The sequence below is a fragment of the Mycetocola sp. 2940 genome (assembly GCF_040548835.1).
Taxonomy (GTDB): domain Bacteria; phylum Actinomycetota; class Actinomycetes; order Actinomycetales; family Microbacteriaceae; genus Mycetocola_A.
In genome coordinates, this window is the sequence record NZ_JBEPSK010000024.1 from 1 (window position 1) to 26,722 (window position 26,722).

The 26,722-nt window shown below is 66.9% G+C and carries 30 protein-coding genes; 10 read left to right on the forward strand and 20 right to left on the reverse strand.

Annotated features, from left to right (window positions below; all coding sequences use genetic code 11):
- Positions 1-180 precede the first annotated feature (180 nt).
- From ccsB to ABIE24_RS17180, 6 genes are read right to left on the reverse strand one after another with little or no spacing between them, the layout of a single operon-like run.
- Positions 181-1,203, reverse strand: a complete 1,023-nt coding sequence (gene ccsB, locus ABIE24_RS17155) for a c-type cytochrome biogenesis protein CcsB (RefSeq protein WP_502916301.1) — start codon at positions 1,201-1,203, stop codon at positions 181-183.
- Positions 1,204-1,614 (reverse strand): DUF3054 domain-containing protein, encoded by a 411-nt coding sequence (locus tag ABIE24_RS17160; RefSeq protein ID WP_354502037.1) that lies wholly within the window; start codon positions 1,612-1,614, stop codon positions 1,204-1,206.
- Complete coding sequence (resB, locus tag ABIE24_RS17165; RefSeq protein WP_354502040.1) at positions 1,611-3,293, reverse strand: cytochrome c biogenesis protein ResB; 1,683 nt, start codon at positions 3,291-3,293, stop codon at positions 1,611-1,613. The genes ABIE24_RS17160 and resB overlap by 4 nt, the downstream gene beginning before the upstream one ends.
- A complete protein-coding gene (locus ABIE24_RS17170; RefSeq protein WP_354502042.1) occupies positions 3,277-4,023 on the reverse strand; it encodes a cytochrome c biogenesis CcdA family protein in 747 nt (248 codons plus the stop codon). Before ABIE24_RS17170 ends, resB begins: the two co-directional genes overlap by 17 nt.
- A gap of 2 nt (positions 4,024-4,025) precedes the next feature.
- Positions 4,026-4,598, reverse strand: coding sequence for a TlpA family protein disulfide reductase (locus tag ABIE24_RS17175; RefSeq protein WP_354502045.1), 573 nt, complete (start codon positions 4,596-4,598; stop codon positions 4,026-4,028).
- Between the two features lie 8 nt (positions 4,599-4,606).
- Positions 4,607-5,242: a histidine phosphatase family protein gene (locus tag ABIE24_RS17180; RefSeq protein ID WP_354502047.1), complete on the reverse strand. Its 636-nt coding sequence runs from the start codon at positions 5,240-5,242 to the stop codon at positions 4,607-4,609.
- Positions 5,243-5,343: 101 nt separating this feature from the next.
- On the opposite strand from ABIE24_RS17180, the gene aspS reads away from it, so the two are divergent.
- Entirely contained in the window at positions 5,344-6,684 is a 1,341-nt protein-coding gene (gene aspS / locus ABIE24_RS17185) for an aspartate--tRNA(Asn) ligase (protein WP_354502049.1), read from the forward strand.
- Between the two features lie 95 nt (positions 6,685-6,779).
- On the opposite strand, the gene ABIE24_RS17190 is transcribed toward aspS, so the two are convergent.
- From ABIE24_RS17190 to ABIE24_RS17200, 3 genes are read right to left on the reverse strand one after another with little or no spacing between them, the layout of a single operon-like run.
- The gene (locus ABIE24_RS17190; RefSeq protein ID WP_354502052.1) at positions 6,780-7,079 is read right to left on the reverse strand and encodes a Dabb family protein; all 300 of its coding nucleotides are present in this window, start codon (positions 7,077-7,079) and stop codon (positions 6,780-6,782) included.
- Positions 7,076-7,345, reverse strand: coding sequence for a glutaredoxin family protein (locus tag ABIE24_RS17195; RefSeq protein ID WP_354502054.1), 270 nt, complete (start codon positions 7,343-7,345; stop codon positions 7,076-7,078). The genes ABIE24_RS17190 and ABIE24_RS17195 overlap by 4 nt, the downstream gene beginning before the upstream one ends.
- Before the next feature lie 18 nt (positions 7,346-7,363).
- On the reverse strand, positions 7,364-7,777 hold the full coding sequence (locus ABIE24_RS17200; protein ID WP_354502057.1) for an SRPBCC domain-containing protein: 414 nt from the start codon (positions 7,775-7,777) through the stop codon (positions 7,364-7,366).
- 56 nt (positions 7,778-7,833) lie between these two features.
- Here ABIE24_RS17200 and ABIE24_RS17205 point away from each other — a divergent pair, with 56 nt between their 5' ends.
- Positions 7,834-8,313, forward strand: a complete 480-nt coding sequence (locus ABIE24_RS17205) for a RidA family protein (protein ID WP_354502060.1) — start codon at positions 7,834-7,836, stop codon at positions 8,311-8,313.
- A 93-nt stretch (positions 8,314-8,406) separates the two neighbouring features.
- Here the strand turns inward: ABIE24_RS17205 and ABIE24_RS17210 are convergent, their stop codons facing one another.
- From ABIE24_RS17210 to ABIE24_RS17225, 4 genes are read right to left on the reverse strand one after another with little or no spacing between them, the layout of a single operon-like run.
- Positions 8,407-10,407, reverse strand: coding sequence for a glycogen debranching N-terminal domain-containing protein (locus ABIE24_RS17210; RefSeq protein WP_354502063.1), 2,001 nt, complete (start codon positions 10,405-10,407; stop codon positions 8,407-8,409).
- 52 nt (positions 10,408-10,459) lie between these two features.
- The gene (locus tag ABIE24_RS17215) at positions 10,460-11,362 is read right to left on the reverse strand and encodes a carbohydrate ABC transporter permease (protein ID WP_502916300.1); all 903 of its coding nucleotides are present in this window, start codon (positions 11,360-11,362) and stop codon (positions 10,460-10,462) included.
- Positions 11,359-12,495: a carbohydrate ABC transporter permease gene (locus ABIE24_RS17220; protein WP_354502065.1), complete on the reverse strand. Its 1,137-nt coding sequence runs from the start codon at positions 12,493-12,495 to the stop codon at positions 11,359-11,361. The genes ABIE24_RS17215 and ABIE24_RS17220 overlap by 4 nt, the downstream gene beginning before the upstream one ends.
- A 6-nt stretch (positions 12,496-12,501) precedes the next feature.
- On the reverse strand, positions 12,502-13,758 hold the full coding sequence (locus ABIE24_RS17225; protein WP_354502068.1) for a sugar ABC transporter substrate-binding protein: 1,257 nt from the start codon (positions 13,756-13,758) through the stop codon (positions 12,502-12,504).
- Between the two features lie 180 nt (positions 13,759-13,938).
- Between ABIE24_RS17225 and ABIE24_RS17230 the strand changes: the two genes are divergently transcribed.
- The gene (locus tag ABIE24_RS17230) at positions 13,939-15,000 is read left to right on the forward strand and encodes a LacI family DNA-binding transcriptional regulator (RefSeq protein ID WP_354502071.1); all 1,062 of its coding nucleotides are present in this window, start codon (positions 13,939-13,941) and stop codon (positions 14,998-15,000) included.
- Positions 15,001-15,063: 63 nt separating this feature from the next.
- On the opposite strand, the gene ABIE24_RS17235 is transcribed toward ABIE24_RS17230, so the two are convergent.
- From ABIE24_RS17235 to ABIE24_RS17245, 3 genes are all read right to left on the reverse strand, one after another.
- A complete protein-coding gene (locus tag ABIE24_RS17235; protein WP_003792170.1) occupies positions 15,064-15,162 on the reverse strand; it encodes a 30S ribosomal protein bS22 in 99 nt (32 codons plus the stop codon).
- Between the two features lie 107 nt (positions 15,163-15,269).
- Positions 15,270-15,464, reverse strand: coding sequence for a helix-turn-helix domain-containing protein (locus ABIE24_RS17240; RefSeq protein WP_354502074.1), 195 nt, complete (start codon positions 15,462-15,464; stop codon positions 15,270-15,272).
- Positions 15,465-15,543: 79 nt separating this feature from the next.
- The gene (locus ABIE24_RS17245) at positions 15,544-15,981 is read right to left on the reverse strand and encodes an ArsR/SmtB family transcription factor (RefSeq protein WP_354502077.1); all 438 of its coding nucleotides are present in this window, start codon (positions 15,979-15,981) and stop codon (positions 15,544-15,546) included.
- Between the two features lie 34 nt (positions 15,982-16,015).
- Between ABIE24_RS17245 and ABIE24_RS17250 the strand changes: the two genes are divergently transcribed.
- Both ABIE24_RS17250 and ABIE24_RS17255 read left to right on the forward strand, forming a co-directional pair.
- Positions 16,016-17,497 carry a TrkH family potassium uptake protein gene (locus ABIE24_RS17250; RefSeq protein ID WP_354502080.1) on the forward strand — a complete coding sequence of 494 codons (1,482 nt, stop codon included), beginning with the start codon at positions 16,016-16,018 and terminating at the stop codon, positions 17,495-17,497.
- A complete protein-coding gene (locus ABIE24_RS17255; protein WP_354502083.1) occupies positions 17,490-18,161 on the forward strand; it encodes a potassium channel family protein in 672 nt (223 codons plus the stop codon). The genes ABIE24_RS17250 and ABIE24_RS17255 overlap by 8 nt, the downstream gene beginning before the upstream one ends.
- An 87-nt stretch (positions 18,162-18,248) precedes the next feature.
- On the opposite strand, the gene proC is transcribed toward ABIE24_RS17255, so the two are convergent.
- Positions 18,249-19,094, reverse strand: a complete 846-nt coding sequence (gene proC, locus ABIE24_RS17260) for a pyrroline-5-carboxylate reductase (protein WP_354502086.1) — start codon at positions 19,092-19,094, stop codon at positions 18,249-18,251.
- Between the two features lie 343 nt (positions 19,095-19,437).
- Positions 19,438-20,397, reverse strand: coding sequence for a putative endonuclease domain-containing protein (locus ABIE24_RS17265; protein ID WP_354502089.1), 960 nt, complete (start codon positions 20,395-20,397; stop codon positions 19,438-19,440).
- 218 nt (positions 20,398-20,615) lie between these two features.
- On the opposite strand from ABIE24_RS17265, the gene ABIE24_RS17270 reads away from it, so the two are divergent.
- Genes ABIE24_RS17270 through ABIE24_RS17285 form a run of 4 tightly spaced genes read left to right on the forward strand, consistent with a single transcriptional unit; the run spans position 20,616 to position 24,057 of the window.
- Positions 20,616-21,566: an N-acetylglucosamine kinase gene (locus tag ABIE24_RS17270; protein WP_354502092.1), complete on the forward strand. Its 951-nt coding sequence runs from the start codon at positions 20,616-20,618 to the stop codon at positions 21,564-21,566.
- A 30-nt stretch (positions 21,567-21,596) separates the two neighbouring features.
- Complete coding sequence (locus ABIE24_RS17275) at positions 21,597-22,559, forward strand: cation diffusion facilitator family transporter (RefSeq protein ID WP_354502095.1); 963 nt, start codon at positions 21,597-21,599, stop codon at positions 22,557-22,559.
- 51 nt (positions 22,560-22,610) lie between these two features.
- On the forward strand, positions 22,611-23,186 hold the full coding sequence (locus ABIE24_RS17280) for an HhH-GPD-type base excision DNA repair protein (protein WP_354502098.1): 576 nt from the start codon (positions 22,611-22,613) through the stop codon (positions 23,184-23,186).
- Between the two features lie 25 nt (positions 23,187-23,211).
- On the forward strand, positions 23,212-24,057 hold the full coding sequence (locus tag ABIE24_RS17285; protein ID WP_354502101.1) for a universal stress protein: 846 nt from the start codon (positions 23,212-23,214) through the stop codon (positions 24,055-24,057).
- A 3-nt stretch (positions 24,058-24,060) separates the two neighbouring features.
- On the opposite strand, the gene tadA is transcribed toward ABIE24_RS17285, so the two are convergent.
- Together tadA and murQ are read right to left on the reverse strand one after the other, a co-directional pair.
- Complete coding sequence (gene tadA / locus ABIE24_RS17290; RefSeq protein WP_354502103.1) at positions 24,061-24,537, reverse strand: tRNA adenosine(34) deaminase TadA; 477 nt, start codon at positions 24,535-24,537, stop codon at positions 24,061-24,063.
- Between the two features lie 26 nt (positions 24,538-24,563).
- On the reverse strand, positions 24,564-25,520 hold the full coding sequence (gene murQ / locus ABIE24_RS17295) for an N-acetylmuramic acid 6-phosphate etherase (RefSeq protein WP_354502106.1): 957 nt from the start codon (positions 25,518-25,520) through the stop codon (positions 24,564-24,566).
- A gap of 108 nt (positions 25,521-25,628) precedes the next feature.
- Between murQ and upp the strand changes: the two genes are divergently transcribed.
- Positions 25,629-26,261: a uracil phosphoribosyltransferase gene (upp, locus tag ABIE24_RS17300; RefSeq protein ID WP_354502109.1), complete on the forward strand. Its 633-nt coding sequence runs from the start codon at positions 25,629-25,631 to the stop codon at positions 26,259-26,261.
- The last annotated feature ends 461 nt before the right edge of the window (positions 26,262-26,722 follow it).

The following is a 26,722-nucleotide window of genomic DNA, read 5'->3' on the forward strand; positions in this document are numbered from 1 at the left end:
CGCGACAGGCTCATCATCCAACCCATCAGAACCCAGCCACAAGAGAGTTTCCGTCACACCACAACGGCGCAAAGCGCCCCCACCGCTCGATACGCTCCTTCGTCTCTACTCGATCAGCGGGGGGCGGCAGTCGCTACTCGATCAGCGGGGGGCGGCAGTCGCTACTCGATCAACGCGGGCCTACAGGCCGGAGTAGGCGTGCAGGCCCTTGAAGAAGAGGTTCACCACCGAGAAGTTGAACATCACGGCGACGAAGCCGATGATCGCGAGCCAGGCCGACCGCGAGCCGCGCCAGCCGCGCGTCGCCCGCGCGTGGATGTAACCCGCGTAGATCACCCAGATGATGAAGGTCCACACCTCTTTGGTGTCCCAACCCCAGTACCGGCCCCAGGCGCGTTCGGCCCAGATCGCCCCGGCCATCAGGGTGAAGGTCCAGAGGATGAAGCCCACGATGTTGGTGCGGTACGCGAGGTTCTCCAGCCGCTCCGACGTCGGCAGCGTCGCGAGGAACTTGAGCTTCAGCTTCTGGAGGTCTCCTCCGCCGGCCTCACGACGGTGCTGGACGAGCTGCAGTACCGACAGCGCGAAGCCGAGGGCGAAGAACGCGGTCCCGGCCGAAGCGACGAAGACGTGGATCACGAGCCAGGCCGACTGCAGCGCCGGCGGCAGCGGCACGATCTCGACGTAGAAGTCCACGGCGGCGATGCCGAGCAGCACCAGGACCAGCCCGGTGATGAACGTTCCGAGGAACCGCAGGTCGACCCGCAGCAGCACGACGAGGTAGACCGCGACGATCAGCAACGTGCCGGTGAGGCCGAACTCGTACATGTTCGCCCACGGGACCCGGCCGGCTGCGACGCCCCGGGTGACCACGGCGGTGAGGTGGAGCACGAAGCCGAGCACGGTGAGCGCGAGCGCGACGCGGAGCACCGGCGAGGGCCGGGCCTGCACCTGCGGGCCGTCGGTGTCGGTGCGGGTCAGCGTGGTCACCGGGCGACCGGTCGAGCGGCCCACCTGAGTCCCTTCGAGGGACGACCACGAGGCTGCCGTCTGGCTGGCCTCGACCGCGTCACCCTGGTGAGCGGCCGCCGTCACATCGGCTGAGCGGCGAGCCAGGTCGAGCGCGAACGCGATGAAGGCGAGCATGTACATCACCATGGCCGACCAGAGCGACAGCACGGAAAGTTCGTTCAGATCCACGATCTAAGGGTACCTCTCGGTTTTGCGGGGCAGTTCTGCGGATGCCGGCCGGTTGCGGCGGGAGACCGCGGCGAAGATTCCCCGCCAGCCGATCAGCAGCACGGCCAGGGTGAGCGTCGCGACGAGAAGAAAGGGTACGGCGGTTCCCTGTCCGGATGCCGTGCGAAACAGCATCCCGCCGACGAGGGTGACCAGCCAGATCCCGGCGCCCGGCCACAGGATGCCGAACGGCCGCTTCCATGCGGCGGTGACGAGCCATCCCAGGAGGAGCGCAGCGGCGAACGGCCACCACGTGGTGAGGAGACCGACGATGCCGGCGTCGGCCTGGTGGCTGCCGCGGCCGACGAGCACGAACAACAACGTCGCCGCCAGGTCGATCGCGAGAGCAATCGCGATGGAGGCTCGCGTGCTCATCGCTGAAGCCCGAGGGCTGTGCCGTGCCGGTACGCGAGGGCGTCGACGGCTTCGCCGAGTCCGGGGTCCTCACCGCGGGCGAGCCCCGCGTACTCCACCAGGACGGTGCCGTCGGGGGTGTCGGTCGCTTTGATCCACACGCGTCGCCGCGGCACGAACAGGGAGGTCAGCAGCCCGCCGAGGATGAGGATCGCGAAGGTGAGCACCCAGCCCTGGGTCGGGTCGCGGTGCACATCGAACGAAGCGAAGCGCGCGACCGAGCCGCTGAAGTCGGCGGTGGTGACGCCCTCGTCGGCCGGCGCCGGGGCATCCGGATTCGCGTTCTCGAAGGTGATGGATCCGCGCCCGCCCGGCAACTCCTGGCTCTGCCCCGGCATGAGCTCGATCGAGTCGACGCCGGTGTTCCCGCCGGTCAGCTGGGTCATCTCGTCGACGTTGAGCTCGTACACCGATTTCGGTGCGCCGTCGTTGATGCCGAGGTCACCGGAATAGACGTTGAGCGTCAGGACGGGGAAAACGAGGTCGGGGTAGGTGGAGGCGTAGGCGCCGGTCTCGAGTTCGAAGGCGGTCGGGTAAAGGAACCCGATCATGCCGATCTGCTCCTCGAGGCCGTCGGGAATCTTGAGCACGCCGAGCGAGGTGAGGTTGCTGTCCTGCGGCAGGAACGGCACCGAGTCGGTCCAGACCACGGTGCCGTCGGGGTCGCGCACGGTGATCTTCGGCGCGTAACCGTTGCCGAGCAGGTACACGTCGGTGCCCTCGAAGCGGAGCGGGTCGTTCACTTTGACGGCGCGTTCCTCGGTGTCGCCGTTCGGCAGCCGGGTGGTGACGTGGGCGGTGAAGTCGATCGGCTGCCCGTAGGCGTCAAGGTTCTTCTGCTCGTAGGTCACGTCGAACCGGTCGAGCGACAGTGAATACGGGGCGAGGTCGTCGGGGTTGTAGAAGCGCCCCGGGTTGAAGGAGTTGTAGTCGAGCAGGGTGTTGACGAAGGTCTGACCTTCGACGACGACGCGCTGCCCGGCGTAGCCGAGGCCCCCGCCGATGGCCACGGTCAGTAGCATGCCGACGAGGGCGGAGTGGAAGACGAGGTTGCCGGTCTCGCGGAGGTACCCGCGCTCGGCCGAGACCGACAGGTCGCCGTTCCTGCCCTGGTAGAGCTCGGTCCGGTAGCCGGACTTCTTGAGCAGCGCGTGAGCCGATTCGATGGCAGCGCCGGCGGTTCCGCCTTCGAGGGTGACCTCGGTGTGAACGGCGAGGCGCTGCAGCCGGGCCGGGGTGCGCGGCGGGCGCGACCGCATGGCCTGGAAGTGGTGCTTCGTGCGCGGCACGACGCAGCCGATCAGCGAGATGAACAGGAGCAGGTAGATGCTCGAGAACCAGACCGAACCGTAGACGTCGAACATCTGGATGCTGTCGAGCACCGGGGCAAGGTCGGGGTTGTCGGTGAAGTACTGGATGACGCCGTTCGGGTCGGAACTGCGTTGCGGCACCAGCGACCCAGGCACGGCGGCGATGGCGAGCAGCAGCAGAAGCAGCAGCGCGGTCCGCATGCTCGTCAGCTGCCGCCAGAGATAGCGCAGCGTGCCGACGAAGCTGAGCTTGGGCTGGACGATGTCGTCGCTCGGGAGCTCGGGCCGTGGCCGCGCGCCGGCGTCGAGGTAATCAGATGGTCGTGACATAGCCGTCGATCAGCACTCCGACTCGTGACATGAGAATTCCCCAGAGACCCGACACCATCAGGATCCCGATGACGATGAGCAGGATGCCGCCGGCCACGTTGATGGCGCGAATATGCCGTTTCAGGAATGCAACAGATCCGGTGACCCAGTCGAGCCCGGCAGCGACGAGGAGGAAGGGGATGCCGAGGCCGAGGCAGTAGACGAGGCCGAGGAGAGCGCCCCGGCCGGCCGACCCGGAGGTGAGACTGAGCGCCTGGATGGCGATGAGCGTGGGGCCGAGGCACGGCGCCCAGCCGATCGCGAAGACGACGCCGAGCAGCGGCGCTCCGGCGAGTCCGGTCGCGGGCCGGAACGACGACTTGACCGTGCGCTGGAGGAACGAGAACTGGCCGACGAAGACGAGTCCCATCACGATGACGACGACCCCGAGCACGCGGGTGATGACATCCTCCCACCGCACGACGAACGCGCCGACGGTGCCGGCGAAGGCGCCGATCAGCACGAAGACGAGGCTGAACCCGAGCACGAACAGGACGGTGCCGAGCATCACGCGGGAGCGGGCAGGAGCCTGCTTGGTGCGCGGGCCGTTCGACATGCCGCTGACGTACCCGAGGTAGCCGGGAACCAGCGGCAGCACGCAGGGGGACGCGAACGAGACCAGCCCGGCGAGCAGCGCGATGGGGACGGCGGCGAACAGCTGGCCGTTGAGGACGATCTCACCCGGGTTCATGTCTACTCGTCGATCGCGTCGCGAATGAGGGTGCCGAGAATGGATGCGTCCTTCAGCTGGCCGAGGATCCGGGCGGAGACCCGGCCCTCCTTGTCGAGAACGATCGTCGTGGGGACCGCCTTCGGCGGCACCGTTCCGGTGAAGGCCAGCTTCACGGCGCCGTCCTGCACGTCCATAATCGACGGGTAGGTGATGCCGTAACTGTCGTTGAACGAGAGCGCGGTGTCGGGCTGGTCGTAGACGTTGACACCGATGAACTGCGCGCCGTTGCCCTCGAACTCGGCGTTGAGCTCCTGCAGGTCCGGGGCCTCTGCCCGGCACGGGGCGCAGGCGGCGTACCAGAAGTTGACGACGAGCACGTCGCCGGCGAAGTCCGCGGAGGAGATCTCCTCGCCGCCCTCGGTCGTGCCCGAGAAGCTGATCGCCTCACCGCGTTCGGCCGCGGGAATCTCGGTGACGGATCCGTCCCCGGCGATGTATCCCTTGTTGCTGCCCTCCGTGTACTGCTCGGCGAGGGGGTCGCTCGAGCAGCCCGCGAGAAGAAGCGTGGCGGCGAGAACCGCAACCACGCGCATCCGTCGCCTCATACCGCCCCCACGTCGGTGGCGTCCGCCGCGATCGCGCCGGCGGGATCGGAGTAACCCACTTCGACGAAGACGCCGTCGCGGTGTTCGAGGGTGGTGATGCTCGACAGGCCGCAGCGGCGCTGACGGGGGTCGTGGGGCAGCGGGGTTCCGGTGAGGGCGGAGTGGACCATCCAGATCGGCAGCTGGTGGCTGACGAGGACGACGTCTCCGGACGGCGTCGTCTCCCACGTGTCACGGACGGCGTCGAGCATGCGGGCGACGATCGACACGTACGGCTCACCCCAGCTCGGCTTCCGCGGGTTCCGCAACGCGAACCAGTTGCCGGGGTTGCGGAGCGCGAGGCGCATGACGGTGCCCTCGAAATGGTTGGTCGGCTCGATGATCCGCTCGTCGGTCTCGACCGGCAGGCGGAAGCGTTCGGCGAACGGAGCCGCCGATTCCTGAGCACGCTGCAACGGGGATGCCACCAGTCGCGTGACCTCGCGGCCTCGGTTCTTGAGGTCATCGGCCGCGGCGGCCGCCATCTTCTGGCCGAGCTCGGAAAGGCGGTAGCCGGGGAGGCGTCCATAGAGGACGCGCAAGGGGTTATGCACCTCGCCGTGTCGGACGAGATGGATCTGACTGGCTACCACACGTCCCAGTCTACGTATCGTAGAACTCGGAAAGTACCGAGAGCCCCGGCCGGGATCGCGGGAATCAGCCGGATAAGAACGCGCAGGTAAGCTTGACCCTCGTGACCACACGCGTATTGATCAAGAACCTGGCCGACCTCCCCGAGGGTCCCGTCTCCGTCTCCGGATGGGTTGAGACCGTCCGCGACCAGAAGAAGGTGCAGTTCATCGTCCTCCGCGACGAGTCCGGTGCGGCGCAGCTGGTCAATCCGGCCGTTCGCGAATTGAATGACGACGACGCGGCATCCGCGTCGAAGCTGGCCCTCACCGAGTCGATCTCGGCGCTGACCCACGGGTCGTTCATCACCGTCACTGGCGCGTTGAAGAAGGACGAGCGGGTCAAGCTCGGTGGCCTGGAGATCAAGCTCGAGTCGCTCGACGTCGCCGCAGAGGCGATCCCCGAGACGCCGATCGCCGCCGACTCCAGCCTGGATAAGCGTATGGACTGGCGTTTCCTCGACCTGCGCAACCCGAAGCAGAACCTCATCTTCCGCATCCAGACCACGTTCGAGCACGCGCTCCGCACCTACTGGATCGACAACGACTTCATCGAACTGCACACCCCCAAGCTCATGGCCTCCGCCAGCGAGTCCCGCGCGGAGCTGTTCGAGATCGAGTACTTCGACACCAAGGCGTACCTGGCGCAGAGCCCCCAGTTCTTCAAGCAGATGGCCCAGCCGGCCGGCTTCGGCAAGGTGTTTGAAGTCGGGCCCGCGTTCCGCGCCGACCCGTCGTTCACGTCGCGCCACGCCACCGAGTTCACCTCGATCGACTCGGAGGTGAGCTGGATCGACTCGCACGAAGACGTCATGCAGCTGCACGAGAACCTCCTCGTTGCGGCGTTCACCGCCGTCCAGGAGAAGCACGGCGCCGAGATCAAGGCGCTGTTCGACCTCGAGGTCACGGTTCCGTCCACGCCGTTCCCGCGCATCCCGCTGGCCGAGGCGAAGCGCATCGTCGCCGAGCGCGGCTATGAGATCCCCCGCGCCGACGACGACATGGACCCCGAAGGCGAACGCCAGATCTCCGCGTATGTCGCTGAGACGTTCGGCCACGAATTCGTGTTCCTCACCGACTATGCGTCGAGCATCCGCCCGTTCTACCACATGCGCCACGACGGCGACGGGTCGATCACGAAGAGCTACGACCTCATCTTCAACGGCGTCGAGATCTCCACCGGCGCGCAGCGCGAGCACCGCATCGACGTGCTCATCGAGCAGGCCAGGGAGAAGGGTCTCGACCCTGAGGAACTCGAGTTCTACCTCGACTTCTTCCGTTACGGCGTTCCCCCGCACGGCGGCTTCGGCATGGGCCTGGCCCGGGTGCTGATGCTCATGCTGCACGAGACGTCGATCCGCGAAGTCACGTACCTGTTCCGCGGCCCGACGCGCCTGCTGCCGTAGGGCGACGCTTCGGGTGCGAAGTCATCCGTTCCGGCCCAGGTCACCCGGCGTACCGGGTGACTTCGTCCGGAGCGGGTGACTTCGTCGGCACCCGATCAGAACGCGAAGTCGACGGCGACCCGGTCCTCGCGGACCTGCCCGACGTACTTCCCGACCCGCTGGTGGTCCGGGTGCACCGAGTAGCGCTCGAGCGCGTCGGCGTCGTCGAAGTCGGCGATGAGCACGACGTCCCAGTTCACTTCGGGGAACAGCACGTTCTCGCCGACCTGGAGCGTACGGATCTCGGGGATCAGCGCCGGCAGCTCACCGAACAGCCGCGTGATCTCGGCGGCGTGCTCCGCCTTCGTCGCAGCATCCGAAGCGGTGAGTTTCCAGCAGACGATGTGGCGGATCATGTGAACTCCAGGAGTGCGGTGGTCAGGCGTACCGGGTCGATCCGCCAGTAGTTGTGGACCCGCCCGTTGATGAGCAGGACGGGGATCTCTTCGGCGTACTTCGCGTTCAGCGCCTCGTCGTCGAGGATGGACTTTTCGTCGAGGGTGAGGGTCGGAGCATCCGTTCTCGATTCGAGGTCGGCCATCACCCGCGTGACGACCGTGCGCGCGTCGTCACAGAGGTGACAGCCCGGTTTGCCGATGAGAGTGAGGGATGCCGTTGCCACCGTGACCGCCTGATTTCGCTACTCGAAGTGCGCGACGAGCGAGTCGACGACGCGGTGCCAGTGGCCGAGCATCATGCGGCGTTCTTCGCGGTCGGCGAGGTTCTCGTGGTGGATGCCGATCGTCGTGCCGGTCGCTGCCTTGCTGACGGTGAGCTGCAGCGTGGTGTCGTGCGGCCAGTCTTCGGGCTGCCAGGTGAGCCGAACGTGCTTCTTCGCCTCGTAGCCGCGGATGGTGCCGCGCACGCCGTCGGAGGTGCGGTAACGCACGCCCTTCTTGGTGGGGAGCTCGTCGATCTCACCGAGCCACATCGGCAGCCCCGCGCCGAGGAGGTAGCCCCAGACCTCAGCGACCGGGGCGGCGACTGTCTTGCGAACGCCGAGTTCCCAGCCGGCATCCTTGGTCTGCCCTGTGGTGTCGTTCGATTCGCTCATATCCTTCAGCTTAATGCTTACAATTCTCGGACGAGACCGATGGCGCTGGAGGCATCATGACCCTGACACACGTGAACCCGTCGACCATGCATCAGAACCCCTACTTTTCGCAGGCCACGCTTGTCGACGGGGGCCGCCTGCTGTTCATCGGGGAGCAGAACGGGGTGGATGCCTCGGGCGAAATCGTTCCCGGAGGTGCGGGCCCGCAGGCAGCGCAGGCGGTCGAGCAGCTGAAGGCGATCCTGGCGGATGTCGGGGTCGACACCTCGGCCGTCGCCAAACTCACCGTGTACTACTCCAAGGACGTGACCCTCGACGACGTGTTCGGTCCGGCCATCGAGCGCTGGGGAAGGCAGCCCACCGCGATCACCGTGCTGCAGGTCTACGCGCTGGGGCGCGAAGGCGCCGTGGTCGGCATCGAGGCGGTCGTCAGCCTGCCACCGCTCGGCCAGCCCGAGGAGGACCACACCCTTCCCAGCTCGGTCGTCGGGACAGCGCCGCCGCCGCAGCAGCCGGCGCCGCCGCTGCCCAAGTAGCTACGGACGGTGAACAGGAACCGTCCCGCCCTTACGACCCGTTTCTCCTGCTGACCGTGCCAGACGGTCAGCATCCCCTGTCGAGCGTCGCGGCTACCCCGCAGAAACCACACCGGCCTCATCGATTGCCACGGGGCCGCCGCCGAAAACCAGGCCACTCACTGCAACGGGGCCGTCCATCGCGCCGGGGTGCGTCGACAGGGACCCGCCCGCCGGCTCGGCCCCCAGAGCCGCACCGAGCACAGCGACCGCCGCCGCAGCCGACCAGGCCTGCGGCCGACAGGCAGCCGGATACGGGACGGGACGGGAAAAAGCGCCCGCCGGGTCGCCGGAGTGCAGTTCGGGCATCCGGTACCCGAAGGCGGATGCCGCAGCGAGCAGGCCCCGCATCAGCTCCCCCGCCTCACGATGATGGCCCTCGCGGACCAGGCCGCCGATGGCGATGGCGGTGTCATGGGTCCAGACACTGCCGCCGTGGTAGCTCAGCGGCCAGTACCCGACCGAAGCCGTGGACATCGTTCGCAGGCCGAAGCCGGAATTGAGCTCGGGTGATACCAGCCGCGCTGCCACCTCTTCCGCCTGATCGGCATCGAGCAGTCCGGTGCCGAGAAGGTGTCCGATGTTGCTGGTCACCGTGTCGACCGGCTGCTTGTGGGCGTCGAGCGCGATCGCCGGGTATGAACCGTGGTCGTCTGAGACCCAGAATCGTTCGTGGAACCGGGTTCTGAGCGCCGCCGCCCAGGCCCGCCGTGCCGCTGGGTCGCCGACACCGAAGTGCTCGAGCAGATCCGCCCCGTGCATCGCGGCCTCGTAGGCGTACGCCTGAACTTCGCAGAGCGCGATCGGCCCCTCGGCAAGCCTGCCGTCGCGCCACTGAACCGAGTCGCCCGAGTCCTTCCAGCCCTGGTTCGCGAGCCCGTGCCCGGTCTCATCGACATATTCGAGGAGTCCGTCTCCGTCGGCATCGCCGAAGTCCCGCATCCAGTCGAGCGCTCGATCGACGTGCGGGAGCAGGTCGCGCACTTCATCGTCGGGCATCCCCCAGCGCCACGCATCGTGGAGCAGGCACACCCAGAGCGGCGTTGCATCCACGGTGCCGTAGTAGAGAGGCGGGAGCGTCACCCCGTCGCCGAGGTGAAGCGCTTCGCGCCGCAACTCGTGCATGATCTTGCCGGGCTGCTCGGCCGTCGCCGCGACCGACTGCGTTCCCTGAAGTCCGGCGAGCACGCGGAGGGTGTCCGCGGCGATGCCCGTGCCGAGCGGCAACAGAAAACGGGCAGCCCAGAGAGAGTCGCGGCCGAAAAGGGTGAAGAACCAGGGGGACCCGGCAGCGAGGAACTCCGTCGACGGGTCCTTCACCGTGGTCAGCCGCAGCGCGTCGAGATCATCGAGAGCCTGGGCCACCCAGCGGGTGAGCCGGTCGTCGGCTGCCCGGACCTCGGGCACGCTCCAGGGAGCGGGCGTCGAGACGCCGGCGACGACGGATGCCGTGTCGACGGCATCGAGGGACCACCCGACCGAGACGCTGCCCTTTGCGGGGATCGTCACCTCCCAGTGCAGGGAAAGCGAATCTCCGATCACGTCGACCGTGGAATCCGGCGCGTTCAGAGTAACCGAGACCGAGCCAGCCCCCCAGGCCGCCGAGTTCCCGTCGACCCCGATCGACACGGGCGCGGATGCCCGACCGGACTTCACCGCCTCCATCGTCGCGAGATCACTGGCGAGAGAGACCTCCACGGTCGTCGTCACCGCGGTTGTCAGCGTCGACTCGAGCACGTAGGTCTCGGAGGCTCCGGCGATCGACACTCTCCGGTCCTGGCGCATCCGCACCCGCGGGTCGGCTTCGGTGTCGTCGAGGTGACGCAGCAGAGCGATGAACTCGGCCCTGGACGCTCCCCGCGGGACTGTCGCGATGTGCTCGCCCCGCGCGTCGCCGAACGTCACGGTGAGGGCGGAGACGAGCCGCACATCGGCGAGGTAGATGCCGTGGATGGGTCGCCTCCCGATACGGCCGTCGGGTGAGGACCAGGCCTGTATCGGCGCCCTGAGCAGGACGGTTTCATTGTGCAGCAGGGGTTGCAGCGGGATGGGCATGGCGATGGTACTCCTCAGAAGAAAGTCGGTCGGTGTGCGGGCCGCGCCCCGCCTACTCCTTCACGGCGCCTGCACTCGCGTTCATGATCCGTTTCTGGAAGATGAAGAAGACGATGGCAACGGGGATGATCGTGAGCGCCGCCGCCGCGAGTTTGATCGGGTACTGCGTACCCTGGCTCAACTGCCCGGACGAGAGCGATGCCAACCCCTTGGTGAGTGTCACCAGGTCGGTCGCCTGGCTGGCCACGATGAAGTGGGTGAGCTCGTTCCACGAGCCCTGGAACGACAGGATGACGATCGTGATGAGCGCCGGTCGCGCCATCGGCAGCACCACCGACCAGAACACCCGGAACGTGCCCGCACCGTCGATGCGGGCCTGCTCTTCGACGCTCACCGGTATCGATTCGAAGAAGTTCTTCATGATGAACACACCGGCGGCGTCGACGAGCAGTGGCACGATCATGCCGGCGTAACTGTCGTAGATGCCGATCTGATTGATCACGAGAAACCGCGGAATCAGCAGCACGACGCTGGGAACGCTCATCACTGCGATCAGTCCGGCGAACACCAGCGCTCGTCCCCGGAAGTGGAGGCGAGCGAGGGCGTAGCCGGCCAACGAGCAGAAGAACACGCGTCCCATCGTGACCGCGACGGTCACGATGACGGAGTTCATGGACCAGAGCGGAAAGTCCGAATTGAGGAACAAACGCTCGTAGGCCGCCGTCGTCCACGTCTCCGGGATCAGGCCCAGGGGGTTGGACGCGGCCTCGGCATCAGTTTTGAACGAGGTCGCCACCTGCACGAGGAACGGGAAGATGTAGATGATCGCGATCACGATCAGCAGCGCATAGGCGAACAACGCTCCGGCGAGAATCTTCGTCGACGGGCGCCCACGCCGCTTCATCGGTGGGCGGGCGGGCGCAACAACAGGCGCCCGGGGTGCGGTGACGGTCATCGGTTCCTCCCCGGTTTCGTGAGAACGGCTGCCGGTGCCGGCTTGCCGTCGGATGACGCGGGAGGCAGCGCGTAGAGGCGGGCTCGTCTTTTTGAGACACCGCGATCCGCGAGAACCCAGCGCTGGACGAGGGTGAAGAAGACGATGATGGCGAAGAGGATGAACGCGATCGCCGCGCCCTGCCCCCATTGCTGGTTGTTGAAGGCGGTCTGGTAGGCGAGATACGCCGGGGTCAGGGTGGTCTTCGATGGCGCCCCCTTCGTTCCGGCGTAGATTTGCTCGAACACCTGCCAGCATCCGATCAGTCCGAGGGTCAGGACGGTGAACAGTGTCGGGCGCAGCTGGGGCAGGGTGACCTGCCAGAAGCGCTGCCAGCCGGTGGCGCCGTCCATCATGGCCGCCTCGGTGACATCCTCGCCAAGGTTCTGCAGGGCGGCGATGAAGAGGAGCATGAACGTGCCACTGGTTGTGAAGATCGCCATGAGGATGTACGCCGACATGGCCACACTCGGCCCGCCCAGCCAATCCCACCAGGTCACGCCGAGGGTGGTGTTCTCAGTGAGGAACGCGGGGCCGGTCGTCGCTCCGAAATGAAGGATGCCACGCGCGTCGTTGAACCAGTTCGGCCCGGTGATCCCGACGAAGGAGAGGACCTTGTTGACGACACCGGAGGCGTTGAAGAGGAACAGCCAGAGCACGGTGATCGCCACCGTGCTCGTGATGGACGGAAAGTAGAACGCCGTGCGGAAGAAGCCGCGGCCCTTGAGGATCTGCCGGTTGAGCAGCACCGCGAGAAACAGCGACAGAGCCGTCTGCAGCGGAACGACGAAGACGACATACCAGGCGTTGTTCTTCAGCGACGTGCCGAAGTCGCGTTGGGCGAGCCCGCCGCCGGTCAGCAGTGCTTCATAGTTGTCGGCCCCAATGAAGCTGACATTGCTGGAGAACGGGCTGCCTCTCCCCGTCCAGTCGGAGACGCTGACCCACAGCGCCATGAGCACGGGGATGACGAGGAAGAGGCCAAGGAGGATGAGCATCGGGGCTGTGAACAGCCACCCCGATGCGGCCTCCCCTCGCCGGATGCCGGAACGCCGGCTTCCGGCGCGGGGAGAACCACTCGCGGTCGTTGACATGAGTCGCTACTTCAGCAGCGCTTCGATGTTTTCCTGGGCTGTGTCCAGGATCTCCTGCGGGTCCCCGGTCTTCAGCCCTTCGAGCTGAGAGTTGAGGTCCGTCATGATGTCGAGGGTGCCCTGGATGGTCGGCACGCCCTGCGCATACTCGGCTCCGTTGAGGAACGGAACGAGCGGCTCATGCGCAGCCTTCCAGTCCTCGGCAGCCGACTGGAGGGACGGCAACGGCCCGAACGCCTCGGAGAAGGCCAGCTGGCTTTCCGCCGTGGTCAGCTCCTGCACCAGCTCGAGCGCAGCCTGCTGATTGGGGCTGTCCGTCGCGATTCCCCAGCAGTTGGAGAACTGCATGGTGCCCTTGCCTGCCGGGCCCTCGGGGAGTTCGGCGACGATGTACTTGATATCGGGGAAGTCGTTCGTCATCGCGCCGGTGATCCAGTTTCCTTCGATGGTCATCGCGGTCAGTCCCTTGCCGAGTGCTTCTCCGCCCCAGCCGGCACCGAGGTCCTTGACATAGGAGAGCGTTCCGTCATTCAGCATCTTCTTGACAAAGGTGAGCGCTTCGACATTCTCCGGGCTGTTCGCTGTCGCCTCTGTGCTCTCCTCGTTCATGAGGTTTCCCCCGGCCTGCGCCATGAACGCTCCGATGCGCTGATACTCGGCGCCGATCGCCAGGCCAACGTGCTCGGGCGTGGTCAGAGCCTTGCTCACGGTCTCGAGCTCTTGCCAGGTGGTGGGGATGTCGTCATCGGTGAGGCCGGCTTCCGCCCACATGTCCGTGTTGATCTGCAGGGCCAGGCTCGAGAAGTCTTTCGGCGCGCAGTAGAAGTCGCCCTCGTACGTGAACGAGGAGACCAGTGCCGGGTAGAAGTCGTCCTTGTTCTCGAGCATGTCGCCGTAGGCGAGGAGGGAGCCGTTCGAGGCGTAGCCGGGAAGAGCCTCCGTCGACAGGTAGAACACGTCGGCCGGTTTGCCTGACGAGAACCCCTGCGAGAGTTCCTGGTCCTTGTCCGCGGCGGCTTTGACCTCGGCGTCGATTCCGGACGAATCCGACCAGGCGGCGACCGCGTCTTTGACGGACTTCGTCTCGGCGTCGCCGCTGGATCCGATGAGGACCGTGAGACCGTCGTCCGATGAGGTGAGTTCGCCGCCACCCGCTCCGGGTTCCGGGGTTTCGCTGAAACCTGAGCCACAGCCGGTGAGGACGAGTGTGCCGGCGGCGGCGAGTGCGCCGACCGAGAGCCAGCGGGAGGTGCGTCTTTGCATTGGATTCTCCTAGGTAGCTATTTGATCGTTCAAACCCTGCAACGCTGCTGTGCAATTTGATCGATCAAACTGATGCCCTGCAATCTAGAGGGGGGCGACGGATCATGTCAATGTGCTTGACATGATGGATGGCATCTGCCTGCGGTAGCCTGACTTGTTGATCGTTCAAACGGAGGTGCCATGGCTCGATTGCCGACGGTGACTGACGTGGGCCACGCGGCCGGGGTATCGCGGCAGACCGTGTCGAACGTGCTCAACTCCCCCGAGCTCGTCAAACCGGCTACACGGGAGAAAGTGGAGGCGGCGATCGCCTCCCTCAACTACCGCCCTCACGCGTCCGCCCGCAGGCTCCGCACCCGAAAAAGCTCCACCCTGGGCATCCGGCTCGATCCGATGAGCAACGGTATCTCGGGCTCGGTGCTCGATCGGTTTCTTCACGCGCTGACCGAACAGGCGGATGCCCGCGGGCTACGGGTCATGCTCTTCACGGCCACCGACCCGGAAGATGAGATCCGCCAGATCTCCCGGTTGCGCGACGGCGCCGACGTCGACGGGTTCGTGCTCACATCCACCTTTTACGAGGATCCCCGCACCGAATGGCTGATCGAAAACGACGTGCCCTTCGTTACCTTCGGCCGGCCGTGGGGCATCGACGACCTCAACGACCCCCTGCACCTCTGGGTCGACGTCGATGGCTGGAGCGGCGTTCACGACGCAACGAATCACCTGCTCGAGAGCGGCGCCACGCATGTGTCCTATCTGGGCTGGCCGAGCCACTCAGGAACCGGCGACGATCGCCGCCGCGGCTGGCGCGACGCCATGACCGAGCGCAGCGGCCTGGCCGCCAACACCATCGACCGGCTCAACCTCGAGGCTGAAGATGGCGTGACAGAAGGAAGCAGCGCGCTGCGCGACCTGCTGGATGCCGGCATCCAGATCGATGCTGTCGTCTGCGCCAGCGACACCCTCGCCCTCGGCGCCATGTTGGCCACCCGCGCCGGCGTTCCGGTCGTCGGGTACGACAACACCCCGGTCGCCGACGCCATCGGGCTGTCGAGCGTGGAGCAGCCGCTCACCGAGGTGGCTGCCGGGGCGCTCGACCTGCTGCTCGGGCCTGAGGGCCGCGAGATCGTCGGGTGGAGCGAGCAATCCACCGAGCCGCGCCATCGATTGTATCGACCGAGGCTCGTCGTGCGTGAGCCGACGGCCATTTCACTGACCCGCAGCGACACGAGCCGCTGAAGCCCGGGCGCGCCAAAAAGCGCCAGTCCGAAAAGGCCTGACGCTTAACTGGTGCGTTGCTACTTACTTCTTGTTGCGACGCTGGTGACGAGTCTTACGAAGAAGCTTGCGGTGCTTCTTCTTCGCCATACGCTTGCGGCGCTTCTTGATTACAGAACCCACTAATTACCTCACAAAGGTTGGCCGTGACCGCGAATGCCACGGCCGGCAGAAAAAAATGCCTCGGAACAGTCTAGCTGATCCGAAGAGCGCAAGCTCCCACGCCGACGTCAGGCACTGTCTGCGACGTGAGTCGAGATGACCTGCGCAACGGCGGACTCGGGAACCCGGAACGACCGCCCGAAGCGGATGGCCGGCAGGTCGCCCGCGTGCACCATGCGGTAGACGGTCATCTTCGACACTCGCATCATGTCAGCAACCTCGGCAACGGTCAGGAAACGAACATCTTCCATTCCGTTGACCATGGGAACTCCTGAGGGGCGTGTGGCTGGTGAATCTTCGCCCACTTTAGCTCCCCCATGTCGACGGTGTCGAGGGATCGGACTACTTGCCGAGCTTCTTGCTCACGGCCTGGACGGCCGACGAAACCCGATGGGTGGTGTCCGCGACCGCGTGCCCGATGGCATCCGCCATCTGCTTCGCCTGGTCGGTGAGCGCGTGGTCGCCCAGCCCGACGGCCTCGGCAATGTCGAAATCCACGCTGAGGAACGGGATGAGCCAGTCCTCGACGGTTTCGAGGGGGCTGTACTCAAGCCGGTAGTAACGGTGCTGTCCTTCTTCACGGACGACGACGAGGCCCGCCTCGCGCAGGACCTTGAGGTGCTTCGACACCGTCGGCTGGCTGAGACCGAGTGCGGTGACGATTTCGGAGACGCTTGTTCCACCGTGCGACTTGGCTGAATCGCTCTCGTAACGGTCGAGGAGGATCTGCAGGATGTCACGCCGAGTGGCATCTGCAATCACGTCAAAAATGTCAGCCATGGCTCAAGGCTAGTGACTCTCAGCACGGAGTACCATGACAACGGTCCCAACTCAGCCCAAGAACGGGGGAACCGTGGCAGGCAGCATCACCGACGCACGGCCCCACATCCTTGTCCGATCGGGTTTCGCAAGGATTCGTGAGGTCGTCGACAACTTCACCGGCGAATCCCCCTCGCGGTTCGCCATCCTCATCTTCTCGGCGCTGATCCTCCTCTTCACGCTGCTGTTCTCCCTGCCCATCTCGTCGGCATCGGGAACGTGGACTCCCCTGGCCGATTCCTTCTTCACAGCGGTTTCCGTCATCTGTGTCACGGGCCTTTCCACCGTCGACATGGCGACCCACTGGTCGGTCGTGGGCCACGTGCTCGTCTACATCGGCGTTCAGATCGGTGCTGTCGGCGTGCTCACGCTCGCGTCGATCCTCGGCATGGTGATCTCGCGTCGGCTCGGCCTCCGGGCGAAGCTCATGGCGGCCAGCGACTCCAACCCGATGCGAGGGCACCGCGGCCCCGTCGCCGAGGGCCAGGCCGTCCGGCTCGGCGAGATCGGCACCATGCTGGCCACCGTTGCCGTCAGCCTCGTCGTCATCGAATTGGCCATCGCGATCCTGCTGTTTCCCCGGATGCTCATCGACGGCATCCCGCTGGGCGACGCCATCTGGCACAGCTTCTATTACTCAGCCATGGCGTTCACGAACACCGGATTCACCCCGAACGCCGAGGGACTCGGCACGTTCAGCAACGACTACTGGTTCCTCTCCATCCTCATGGTCGGCGTCTTCCTCGGCGCCCTCGGCTTCCCGGTGATCTACGCACTCAAGCGCCACCTTTTCCACACGCGGTTCTGGTCGCTGCACGTCAAGCTCACCGTGCTCACCACGCTCGTCCTGCTGTTCCTCGGCGCCGGGGTGTTCGCCCTGCTCGAGTTCGACAATCCGGAGACCTTCGGCACCCTGAACGCCAGCGACACGGTGTTCCAGTCGCTCTTCCTGTCGATGATGACGAGGTCGGGCGGGTTCGCGACGATCGACATCGCCGACCTCAACGGCTCGAGCCTGCTCGTCGCCGACATGCTCATGTTCATCGGCGGCGGTTCGGCGTCGACGGGCGGCGGCATCAAGGTGACGACCCTCGCTGTGATCTTCCTCGCTGCCATGGCAGAGGCAAAGGGCAGCCCGGACATGGAGGCGTTCGGACGCCGCGTGCCGCCCGACGTGCTGCGGGTCGCGCTCAGCGTCGTGCTGTGGGGCGCCACCATCGTCGCCCTGTCGTGCATCACGCTCCTGCAACTGACGAAGGCCCCGCTCGACCACGTGCTCTTCGATGTGATCTCCGCGTTCGGCACCGTCGGTTTGTCGACCGGCCTGACCGCCGACCTCGATAACCCGGCGAAGTACGTGCTGGCCATGACAATGTTCCTCGGCCGTGTTGGTACAGTGACTCTCGCTGCCGCCGTCGCGGCGACAACGAGCTCGAAGCTCTACCGCAGACCCGAAGAAAGGCCCATCGTTGGTTGATCGGATCAAGCACGACGCCCCCGTCCTGATCATCGGGCTTGGTCGATTCGGAGCAGCGTGCGCGGGTGAACTCGACCGGCTCGATCGTGAGGTCCTCGCCATCGACGAAGGTGCCGAGCTCGTTCAGAAGTGGTCGGAGCGGATCACCCACACGGTGCAGGCGGACGCCCGCAACATCGAGGCGCTCAAGCAAGTGGGGGCGCAGGACTTCTCCATCGCCGTCGTCGCCGTCGGTTCGTCGATCGAAGCCAGCGTGCTCATCACCGCGAACCTCGTCGACCTCAAGATTCCGCAGATCTGGGCCAAAGCCGTGTCGCAGTCGCACGGCAAGATCCTCGCCCGGGTCGGCGCCAACCACGTCATCTACCCGGAGGCCGAGGCCGGAGAGCGCGTCGCCCACCTGGTCAGCGGCCGGATGCTCGACTTCATCCAGTTCGACGACGACTTCGCCCTGGTGAAGATGTACCCGCCGAAACCGATTCGTGGGCTCCCGCTGGGTCAGAGCGGCGTCCGTTCGAAGTACCGCATCACCGTCGTCGGCGTGAAGTCACCGGGGAAGCCGTTCACGTACGCCACCGCCGAGACCGTCGTCACCGACCACGACCTGATCATCGTCTCAGGCACGACGGGTGACATCGAGAAGTTCGCCGCCCTCACGAGCTGACCTCGCGCGAACTGCCGACTATGCAGGCGTGCGCCGGCCGCAAGGTCAAGTGGTCGACGCACCCCTCCAACCCTTGCGACTCGGGGGTCAGGCGCCGGCCGCGAGTTCCTTCGACCGCGCGAGCGCAGCATCCGTCGCCTCATCGAAAACAGCCTTGAGGTTCGCTTTCTGCAGCACGGCAACGGCCCGCTCGGTCGTGCCCTTGGGGCTCGTGACCTGGATGCGGAGCTGTTCCGGTGTCTTGTCGGAGGCCGCGAGGAGTTCGGAGGCGCCCCGGAACGTGCCGTGAACGAGCACCGCGGCCTGCTCGGGGGTGAACCCCTTCGATACGGCCGTCTTCGTCAGCTCCTCGATCAGCAGGAACACATAGGCGGGGCCGGAGCCGGAGATAGTACCGAGCGCGTCGATCTGGCTCTCGGGCACCTCGACGACGGCGCCGACGGTCTCGAAGACGGCACGGGCCAGCGCGAGGTCCTCGTCGCTCGAGCGGGTGCCGGCCGACAGCCCGGTGACCCCGCGTCCGACCACCGAGGGGGTGTTGGGCATCGAGCGCAGCACCGAGACGGTGGAGGGCAGCAGCGACTCGAAGGTGGCCACGGTCACCCCGGCGGCGACGCTGACCACGATCGTGCGCGGGTCGAGTGCGTCCGCGATCTCACGCAGCAGGTCGGGAACCATCGCCGGCTTGACCGCCACGAGCACGATGCGCGCTCCGGTGACGGCGACCCGGTTGGCGTCGGGCTGGTCCTCGAGGGCGAGGGATGTCACGCCGGGCAGGCTCGCCAGGTCGGCGGCCTTTGCGCGCGTGCGATTGGTGACGCGGATGCCGCCGGTCACCGTCACTCCCGGCTGCAGCAGGCCGGACAGGATCGCCGACCCCATCGAACCGGTACCGAGAATCGCAATGCTGGGGATCGTTCTGTCGTCGCTCACCCCGCCAGTGTATTCGGCGGCCGGCCGCGCACGCGGAGCCGGTGAGCATCCTGCGGCGACATTCGATGTGCGCAAAGGGCTCCGAAATCAGACCCCCAGATGTTTTCCCCTAGGTGCATTTGCGCGACCGGAACCACGAACCCACCCCGCCAACCCTGCGCCCCAACGCTCCAGTCGCGCAAATGGCTCCGAACTCGGCTGCACAGGTGCATTTGCGCGACCGGAACCACGAACCGACCCCGCCGAGCCCGCGCCCCAACGCTCCAGTCGCGCAAAAGGCTCCGAACTCGGCTGCACAGGTGCATTTGCGCGACCGGAAGCGGCCCGACGGAATCCGTGGCCCTCAACGTCGCCAGCCACGACTTGCGAGAGCGGCACAGACTCGACGCGCGAGCTCAGCGGGGTTTTCGAGAAGGGGCGCCGTGACCTGGATCACGATCCACCCGGCGGCTCGGAGCCGCTCCACCCGTTCGACATCCCGGGCATGTCGGGCTCCGTGATGCTGGCCCTGGTACTCGATGGCGACCTTGTACTCGGGGTAGCTCAGGTCGACGCATCCGAGATGCTCTCCGAACTCGTCGAAGTAGTCGCGATTCAGCACGGGTTGTGGCAAGCCAGCGGTGACGAGGTGGCACCGGGTGATCGACTCCGCCCTCGACCACGAGTCCTCCCGAATGAGCCCGAGCGCGAGCCGTAATCGCGCCACGCCCGTGCGCCGACCCGCCTCGACCGCCGCGCGAAGCCGGTCCGGTGTGGTGAGCGGCGGCATCCCCGGGTTGACCCGAAAGTATCCCTCAGGCCGCCACACCCGCACGAAGTAGTCGCCGACCGCGACGAGGTCGAACAACTCGAGGTTCCCCAGCATCGCCCAGGTTGATGCCGGCGACGCGACGCGGAGCCCTCCAACGGAGGACAGGGTTGCAACGCCCGCCCTCGTGCGGTGCCCCACAACGCCGCGCGCTCTCGGCACAGCCGCGGTGCCATGGACAGCGACGTGAAGGGGACCATCGCCAGCCAATGGCAGCGGCGCTCCCCAGAGCAGGGCGGCGGTTTCGTGGCTGAAGAATTCGGTGGGGCGCATCCGTTCGGCATAGGCACGGGCGAGCGAGAGCGTTCGCTGCCTGCGTCGTTCGAATGGGTCCAGCGCTGGATCGTCGGTTTGCACGACCCGCCTCACTCCGTGGAACGGGCGTTCGAGGTCTGCACCACGCAGGCGACCCCGGCCGACTTCCTTCTCTGCAGCGTCGGCGACGGAGAACTCCGTCCCGAGGCCCTTCGGTAGATCGCTGTGTCGACGAGTCATGCCCGACACTTTGGTACCGATCGCCCTTTCTTCGCAGAGTTATCCACAAGAACCGTTGCATCGCACGGACGACAGGGTTCAGTGCTCATGAATGGTCGCCAGGCGCGGCGAGCGGTGCTTTTGCGCATACTCAGCTCCCGCGACCGCGACCCTAGGATGAAGAACAAACCGCTGACGCCGAATAGCCCCGCAACGCTCGCCTGAACCCTGGACGCCCCATGACCCCCTCCTCCACCCGCCTGTCCATCGACGGCGGCCAGACCGGGACCCGGCTGCGACTCAGCGACTCCGGCGGCATCCTCAGCGAGACCGAGGGACCCGGCGTGCTCACCGACCGCCCCGTCGTCGACCAGCTCACCGAGCTCGCGGTGGCCCTCGCCACGACCACCGGCTCGCGCATCGACGAGCTCGCCGTCGGCACCTCGGGCCTGACCCCCGCCGCCGCGAACCCCGAAGCCCTGCTCGCGGCCACCCGCGGGATCGGCGTGCAGCGCGTAGCCCTGGCGCATGACTCCATCACCGGCTACCTGGCCGCCAACGGCACCGAGCCTGGCGTCATGCTCGCCGTCGGCACCGGCGTCGTCGTCCTCGCGCTGTCCGAGACGAGTGTGGCCAAGGTCGACGGCTGGGGGTCCCTGCTCGGTGACGCCGGCAGCGGCTACTGGATCGGCCGGGCCGGTCTGGACGCCGCGCTCCGCGCCTTCGACGGCCGGGCACCGCACACGAGTCTGGAAGCCACCGCCGTCGATCGCTTCGGGCCCCTCGACGAGGTGTACATGGTCGTGCAGGCCAGCCCGAATCGCGTTTCGCTGATCGCCTCCTTCTGCCGGGATGTCGTGGATGCCGCGTCAGCCGGCGACGAGACCGCCCGCGGCATCGTCACGGCGGCCGCGAACGAACTCGCGCACTCCGCGGCAAGCGCCCTGCTGCGGGTCGGCTGGCAGCCCGGCACCCCCGCCCGGGTCGGGGCGGTGGGCGCACTGGCGATCCATGCCCGTCCCGTCCGCGACGCACTGACGGTCGCACTGGCCGCCCACGCGCCCGGGACCACCCTGGAGCAACCGCTCGGGCGCCCCCTCGACGGCGTCCAGGCACTCCTCGACGTCGCCCCATCGCATCCGCTTCGCCCATTTGTCTACACCGCTCAGATCGGCTCCGGCACTCACTAAACTTCCTCCCAGACACGAAGGAGACCGACAGTGAGCGCATCCGGCGGCAGCAAGGCAATCATCGCGGCATTCCTCGCCAACACGGGCATCGCGGTGACGAAGTTCATCGCCTTCGTCTTCTCCGGATCCTCGTCGATGCTGGCCGAGAGCGTTCACTCCCTCGCCGACGCCGGTAACCAGCTGCTCCTCCTGCTCGGAGGGCGCAAAGCGAAACGCGCGGCCGACAAGGAGCATCCGTTCGGTTACGGCCGGGAACGCTACGTCTACGCCTTCGTCGTCTCGATCATCCTGTTCTCGGTCGGTGGTGTCTTCTCGATCTACGAGGGAATCGAGAAGCTGCAACACCCGCACCCGATCGACGTGCCCTGGCTTCCGCTCCTCGTGCTCACCATCGCCATCGTGCTCGAATCGTTCTCGCTGCGCACAGCGATCGTCGAGTCGAACCTGGTTCGGGGCAAGCAGACCTGGGTGCAGTTCGTGCGCCACGCGAAAGCCCCCGAGCTTCCGGTCGTGCTGCTCGAAGACGTCGCCGCCCTGCTGGGCCTCACTTTCGCGTTCATCGGGGTATCTCTCAGCGTGATCACGGGCGACGGAATCTGGGATGCCATCGGCACCCTGTTCATCGGTGCCTTGCTCATCGTCGTGGCGATCCTGCTCGGCATCGAAACCAAGAGCCTGCTCGTCGGTGAAGGCGCCACCGACGCCGACGCCGCTGCGATCACCGCCGCGATCGAGGGCGGCGACGAGATCGAGAAGCTGATCCACATGAAGACCCTCTACCTCGGCCCGGACGAGCTTCTCGTGGCCGCCAAGCTCGGCTTCGCGACCGACCTGCCGCTGCACGTCGTCTCGACCCACATCGACACCATCGAGAAACGCATCCGGACGGCGGTGCCGACGGCGCGCATCATCTACCTCGAACCGGATGTCTACCGTCGCGCGGCCCCGGACGGTCCCGCCACCGAGACGATCGTGTTGAAGAGCGAGGACTGACGCCGCACCCAAAGGCTCGTGCTTCTCCCGGCAGCATGGTAGGCATGAGACATGACGCCGCAGTTGAGTATCACGGGGGACCCGGACGCCGACCAGTTGCTGTCGGCAGACCCGCTCGCCCTGCTCATCGGCATGCTCCTCGACCAGCAGGTCCCGATGGAGACGGCGTTCGCCGGCCCGGCGAAGATCCGCGATCGGCTGGGCTCGTTCGACGCGGCAACGATCGCCGGCCAGGACCCTGAGGCGTTCGTCGAGGTGTGCCGCACTCCTCCCGCCGTCCACCGCTATCCGGGCAGCATGGCCGCGCGCATCCAGGCGCTGTGCCGCAGCCTCGTCGACGACTGGGACGGCGACGCATCCGCCCTCTGGACCCGGGGAGAACCGGACGGACGCGAGGTGTACCGGCGACTCACCGCCCTTCCCGGGTTCGGGGAACAGAAGGCGCGGATCTTCGTGGCGCTGCTCGGCAAACAGTACGGCTTCACCGGACCCGGCTGGCGGGAAGCGGCCGGTTCGTACGGCGACGACGGCAGCTTCCGGTCGGTCGCCGACATCGTCGACGCCGACTCGCTGTCGCGCGTGCGGGAGACCAAACGGGCGGCCAAGGCTGTGAAGAAAGCGACCTGACAACCGAAGAGAGAGCGGGAAGCAAATGGCCAGACGGATGCTTGTCGGAGTTCGAAACTTCGACACCAGCAGGACGGCGGTGCGCTGGGCCGCCGAACGGGCTGAATCGCACGGCCTCGGTCTCCACCTGGTTCACATCCTGGACGAAGGGATGCGCCGGGCCGGCAGCCCCGGGCTGCTGGATGCGGCCCGCGCCGACGTCGACCAGATGCTCGCAGCGGCGACGGACCTGGCCAGGACGGTGTCACCGGGGCTCGATGTGACGACCGAGACGCGGGTCGGGGATCCCCAGGCCGACCTGATCGCCCTCTCTCAGGATGCCGACATGGTCGTCGTCGGCAGCGACTCGACCGGCAACGACTCCTCACGCCGGCACGGTAACCGCGGATTCCGGATCGCCGCGGCGAGCATGACCCCTGTCGCGGTGGTCCCGACGATCGACTTCGCCGGCCGCGATGGCGTCGTCGTCGGGGTCGACGGGTCACCGACCTCGGAGCATGCCCTCGCCTTCGCGGTCGAGGAGGCCGACCGGCTCGGGCAGATTCTCATCGCCGTGAATGCGTGGCCGAATCCCGTCGTCTATGGCTACGACCTGGCGTTCCCGGTCGAGTACGTCGAGGATCTCACCGAGATCGGCAACGAGACCCTCAATCGTTCGCTCGAGGGTGTGATGGGGGCGCACCCGAACGTCCGGGTGCGGCGGATCGTGACCGAGGGCGACCCGGTCACGGTGCTCTCCGAGGTGGCCGAGGACGCATCCCTCGTCGTGGTCGGCAGCCACGGCCGGGGCGCGGTCGCCCGTTTCCTCCTCGGCTCGGTCAGCCACGGCGTCCTCGCCCGGCTCTCCGCGCCGACGGTGATCGTCCGCTGAACCTCAGGCCAGGCGGTCGGCGGAACGGAAGAAGTCCGTGAGCAGCGCCGAACAGGCATCCGCTTCGACGCCGGCGACCACCTCGACCCGGTGGTTCAGTCGGCGATCGCGCAGCACGTCGTAGATGCTGCCGGCCGCGCCCGCTTTCTCATCCCACGCGCCGAAGACGACCCGCGGGATCCTGGCGGCGAGAATCGCGCCCGCACACATGACACAGGGCTCGAGGGTGACGTAGAGGGTCACGTCGGTGAGGTGCCAGTCGCCGGATGCCGCGGCGGCGGCCCGGATCGCCTCCACCTCCGCATGGGCGGTCGGGTCCTGCCGGGCTTCGCGCGCGTTGAGGCCTGTCGCCACGAGACGCCCGTCGGCGCCGACGATGACGGCGCCAACGGGCACGTCAGCGGTCGCGAGCGCGGCCCGGGCTTCGTCGAGGGCGCGGAGCATCCAGGTGCGGTCGGCGGGGTCGACGGGCAGCGGCATCCGGGCCTCCTGTTCTGCTCGAAAGCCTATGCGCTGTCGTTGCTCCGGGCCTCCTCCAGCGCCGGGCGCAGGAAACCGCCGTGCTGAGCAAGCAGCGTCTCCGCTGCTGCCGGGCGGATGCCGCCGAGCTGCACGAGGATCGCCGCCTTCACCGAGCCGCCGACCGCCGCCAGGGTGGTCGCCGCTGTGGCGGCATCCGCCCCGGTGGCGAGCATGACGGTGCGCTCCGAGCGGGCCACGAGTTTCTCGTTGCTGGCCTTGAGGTCGACCATGACGTTGCCCCAGGTCTTGCCGAGCCGCACCATCGTGAGGGTGCTGAGCATGTTGAGCACCATCTTCTGCGCGGTGCCGGCTTTGAGCCTCGTCGACCCGGTCAGCAGTTCGGGGCCCACGACGACATCGATGGCTACGTCGGCGGCCGCACCGAGGTCGGATGCCGCGTTGCAGGCGATTCCGACAGTCAAGGCGCCCCGGCGCCGGGCTTCGGCGACCGCCGCGAGGACGTACGGGGTTCGCCCGGAGGCGGAGATGCCCACGACGGTGTCCAGCTGCCCGACGTCGCGGGCGGCGATGTCGCCGAGGCCGGCTTGCTCGTCGTCCTCTGCTCCTTCGACGGCGGTGACGAGCGCCGTCGGTCCGCCGGCGATCACACCGAGGATGCGACCGGGTTCGATGCCGAACGTCGGAGGCGCTTCACTCGCGTCGAGCACGCCGAGGCGACCCGGTGTGCCCGCGCCGACGTAGAGAAGGCGACCGCCGCGGAGCATCCGTTCCGAAATGCCGTCGACTGCCTGTGCGATCGCGTCGCCGGCGCGGGCGACGGCCGGTGCGACGCCGGCGTCTTCGTCGTTCATGGCGGCAACGAGGTCACGTGTCGGCAGGAGGTCGAGGTCGGCGTATTTCTCGTTCGCCTGCTCGGTGGAGAGTTCCGCGAGCACGGCGTGGAGGGCGGGAGCGTCTGTGCGTGCGTTCGGATCAGCCACGGAAATCCTCGATTCGTCCGGTTCAGAAAACAGTACCCATCGCGGGCGGCGCGCGTGCAGGAGATATTCGCCGTTCGGGGGCCAACCGGCAGGCGGTAGGTTTGACCCATGCGAGTGCACGTAGCTGACCATCCCCTGATCACCCACAAACTGACCGTGCTGCGGGATCGGACGACACCCTCGCCGGTGTTCCGTGCCCTCACCGAAGAGCTCGTCACGCTGCTGGCCTACGAGGCGACTCGCAATGTGCGGACCGAGCCGGTCCAGATCGAGACGCCGGTCACCACCACGATGGGCGTCGCGATCAGCCAGCCGCGGCCCCTGGTCGTGCCGATCCTCCGCGCCGGACTCGGCATGCTCGAGGGCATGGTCAAGCTTCTGCCGACCGCAGAGGTCGGGTTTCTCGGCATGGTGCGCAACGAGGAGACGCTCGAGCCGGCGACGTACGCGGAACGCCTGCCCGATGACCTCTCCGATCGCCAGTGCTTCGTCCTCGACCCCATGCTCGCCACCGGCGGGTCGCTCGGAGCGGCCATCGAGTTCCTGTTCGCGCGCGGAGCCGTCGACGTGACGGCGATCTGCCTGCTCGCGGCGCCCGAGGGCATTGCCGCCCTCGAGAAGGCGACCGAGGGACGCGATGTCACGATCGTCCTCGGTGCCATGGACGAGCGCCTCAACGAGCACGGCTACATCGTGCCCGGCCTGGGCGACGCCGGCGACCGGCTGTACGGGCTCGTTTAGTCTCGGGGTCCGACTTCGTTCCCAGGGGACGGCGGCGGCATGATGCGCCGGCGCCCGTGGGCGCCCGACCACACCCTCGGCACATCGTGCCGTCGCCCGCCTGAGATGTTGATCGGCGCGGCATAAGGCCAAAAGCGCCGGGTAAGGACGCGGTCGGCCTTTTCTTCCTTATCTGGCGGCCATCTCCTTCTGCCGCGCCGACGGCCCGCACGATTCGCAGGAGATCGCACGGACGGCGGGCGGCGGCAAGATGCACCGGCGCCCATGGGCGCCCGACCACACCCTCGGCACATCATGCCGTCGCCCGCCTGAGATGTTGATCGCCGCGGCATAAGGAAAAAGCCCTGACGCAAGGACGGTCTCGGAGGCGGATTCAACCGGTCAGCGCAACACCGGTCGGTTGTGTTGGGTTCGAGAGTAGCTCGTTGAGGGCTTCTTTCGGGGTTTTCCAGTCGAGGGTT

Bases quoted from the DNA above. Each gene is read 5' to 3' on its own strand.
- ABIE24_RS17160 (WP_354502037.1), bottom strand. From the start codon at position 1,614: ATGAGCACGCGAGCCTCCATCGCGATTGCTCTCGCGATCGACCTGGCG.
- resB (WP_354502040.1), bottom strand. From the start codon at position 3,293: ATGTCACGACCATCTGATTACCTCGACGCCGGCGCGCGGCCACGGCCC.
- ABIE24_RS17170 (WP_354502042.1), bottom strand. From the start codon at position 4,023: ATGAACCCGGGTGAGATCGTCCTCAACGGCCAGCTGTTCGCCGCCGTC.
- ABIE24_RS17175 (WP_354502045.1), bottom strand. From the start codon at position 4,598: ATGCGCGTGGTTGCGGTTCTCGCCGCCACGCTTCTTCTCGCGGGCTGC.
- ABIE24_RS17190 (WP_354502052.1), bottom strand. From the start codon at position 7,079: ATGATCCGCCACATCGTCTGCTGGAAACTCACCGCTTCGGATGCTGCG.
- ABIE24_RS17200 (WP_354502057.1), bottom strand. From the start codon at position 7,777: ATGAGCGAATCGAACGACACCACAGGGCAGACCAAGGATGCCGGCTGG.
- ABIE24_RS17205 (WP_354502060.1), top strand. From the start codon at position 7,834: ATGACCCTGACACACGTGAACCCGTCGACCATGCATCAGAACCCCTAC.
- ABIE24_RS17210 (WP_354502063.1), bottom strand. From the start codon at position 10,407: ATGCCCATCCCGCTGCAACCCCTGCTGCACAATGAAACCGTCCTGCTC.
- ABIE24_RS17215 (WP_502916300.1), bottom strand. From the start codon at position 11,362: ATGACCGTCACCGCACCCCGGGCGCCTGTTGTTGCGCCCGCCCGCCCA.
- ABIE24_RS17220 (WP_354502065.1), bottom strand. From the start codon at position 12,495: ATGTCAACGACCGCGAGTGGTTCTCCCCGCGCCGGAAGCCGGCGTTCC.
- ABIE24_RS17225 (WP_354502068.1), bottom strand. From the start codon at position 13,758: ATGCAAAGACGCACCTCCCGCTGGCTCTCGGTCGGCGCACTCGCCGCC.
- ABIE24_RS17230 (WP_354502071.1), top strand. From the start codon at position 13,939: ATGGCTCGATTGCCGACGGTGACTGACGTGGGCCACGCGGCCGGGGTA.
- ABIE24_RS17240 (WP_354502074.1), bottom strand. From the start codon at position 15,464: ATGGTCAACGGAATGGAAGATGTTCGTTTCCTGACCGTTGCCGAGGTT.
- ABIE24_RS17245 (WP_354502077.1), bottom strand. From the start codon at position 15,981: ATGGCTGACATTTTTGACGTGATTGCAGATGCCACTCGGCGTGACATC.
- ABIE24_RS17250 (WP_354502080.1), top strand. From the start codon at position 16,016: ATGACAACGGTCCCAACTCAGCCCAAGAACGGGGGAACCGTGGCAGGC.
- ABIE24_RS17265 (WP_354502089.1), bottom strand. From the start codon at position 20,397: ATGACTCGTCGACACAGCGATCTACCGAAGGGCCTCGGGACGGAGTTC.
- ABIE24_RS17270 (WP_354502092.1), top strand. From the start codon at position 20,616: ATGACCCCCTCCTCCACCCGCCTGTCCATCGACGGCGGCCAGACCGGG.
- ABIE24_RS17280 (WP_354502098.1), top strand. From the start codon at position 22,611: ATGACGCCGCAGTTGAGTATCACGGGGGACCCGGACGCCGACCAGTTG.
- ABIE24_RS17285 (WP_354502101.1), top strand. From the start codon at position 23,212: ATGGCCAGACGGATGCTTGTCGGAGTTCGAAACTTCGACACCAGCAGG.
- tadA (WP_354502103.1), bottom strand. From the start codon at position 24,537: ATGCCGCTGCCCGTCGACCCCGCCGACCGCACCTGGATGCTCCGCGCC.
- upp (WP_354502109.1), top strand. From the start codon at position 25,629: ATGCGAGTGCACGTAGCTGACCATCCCCTGATCACCCACAAACTGACC.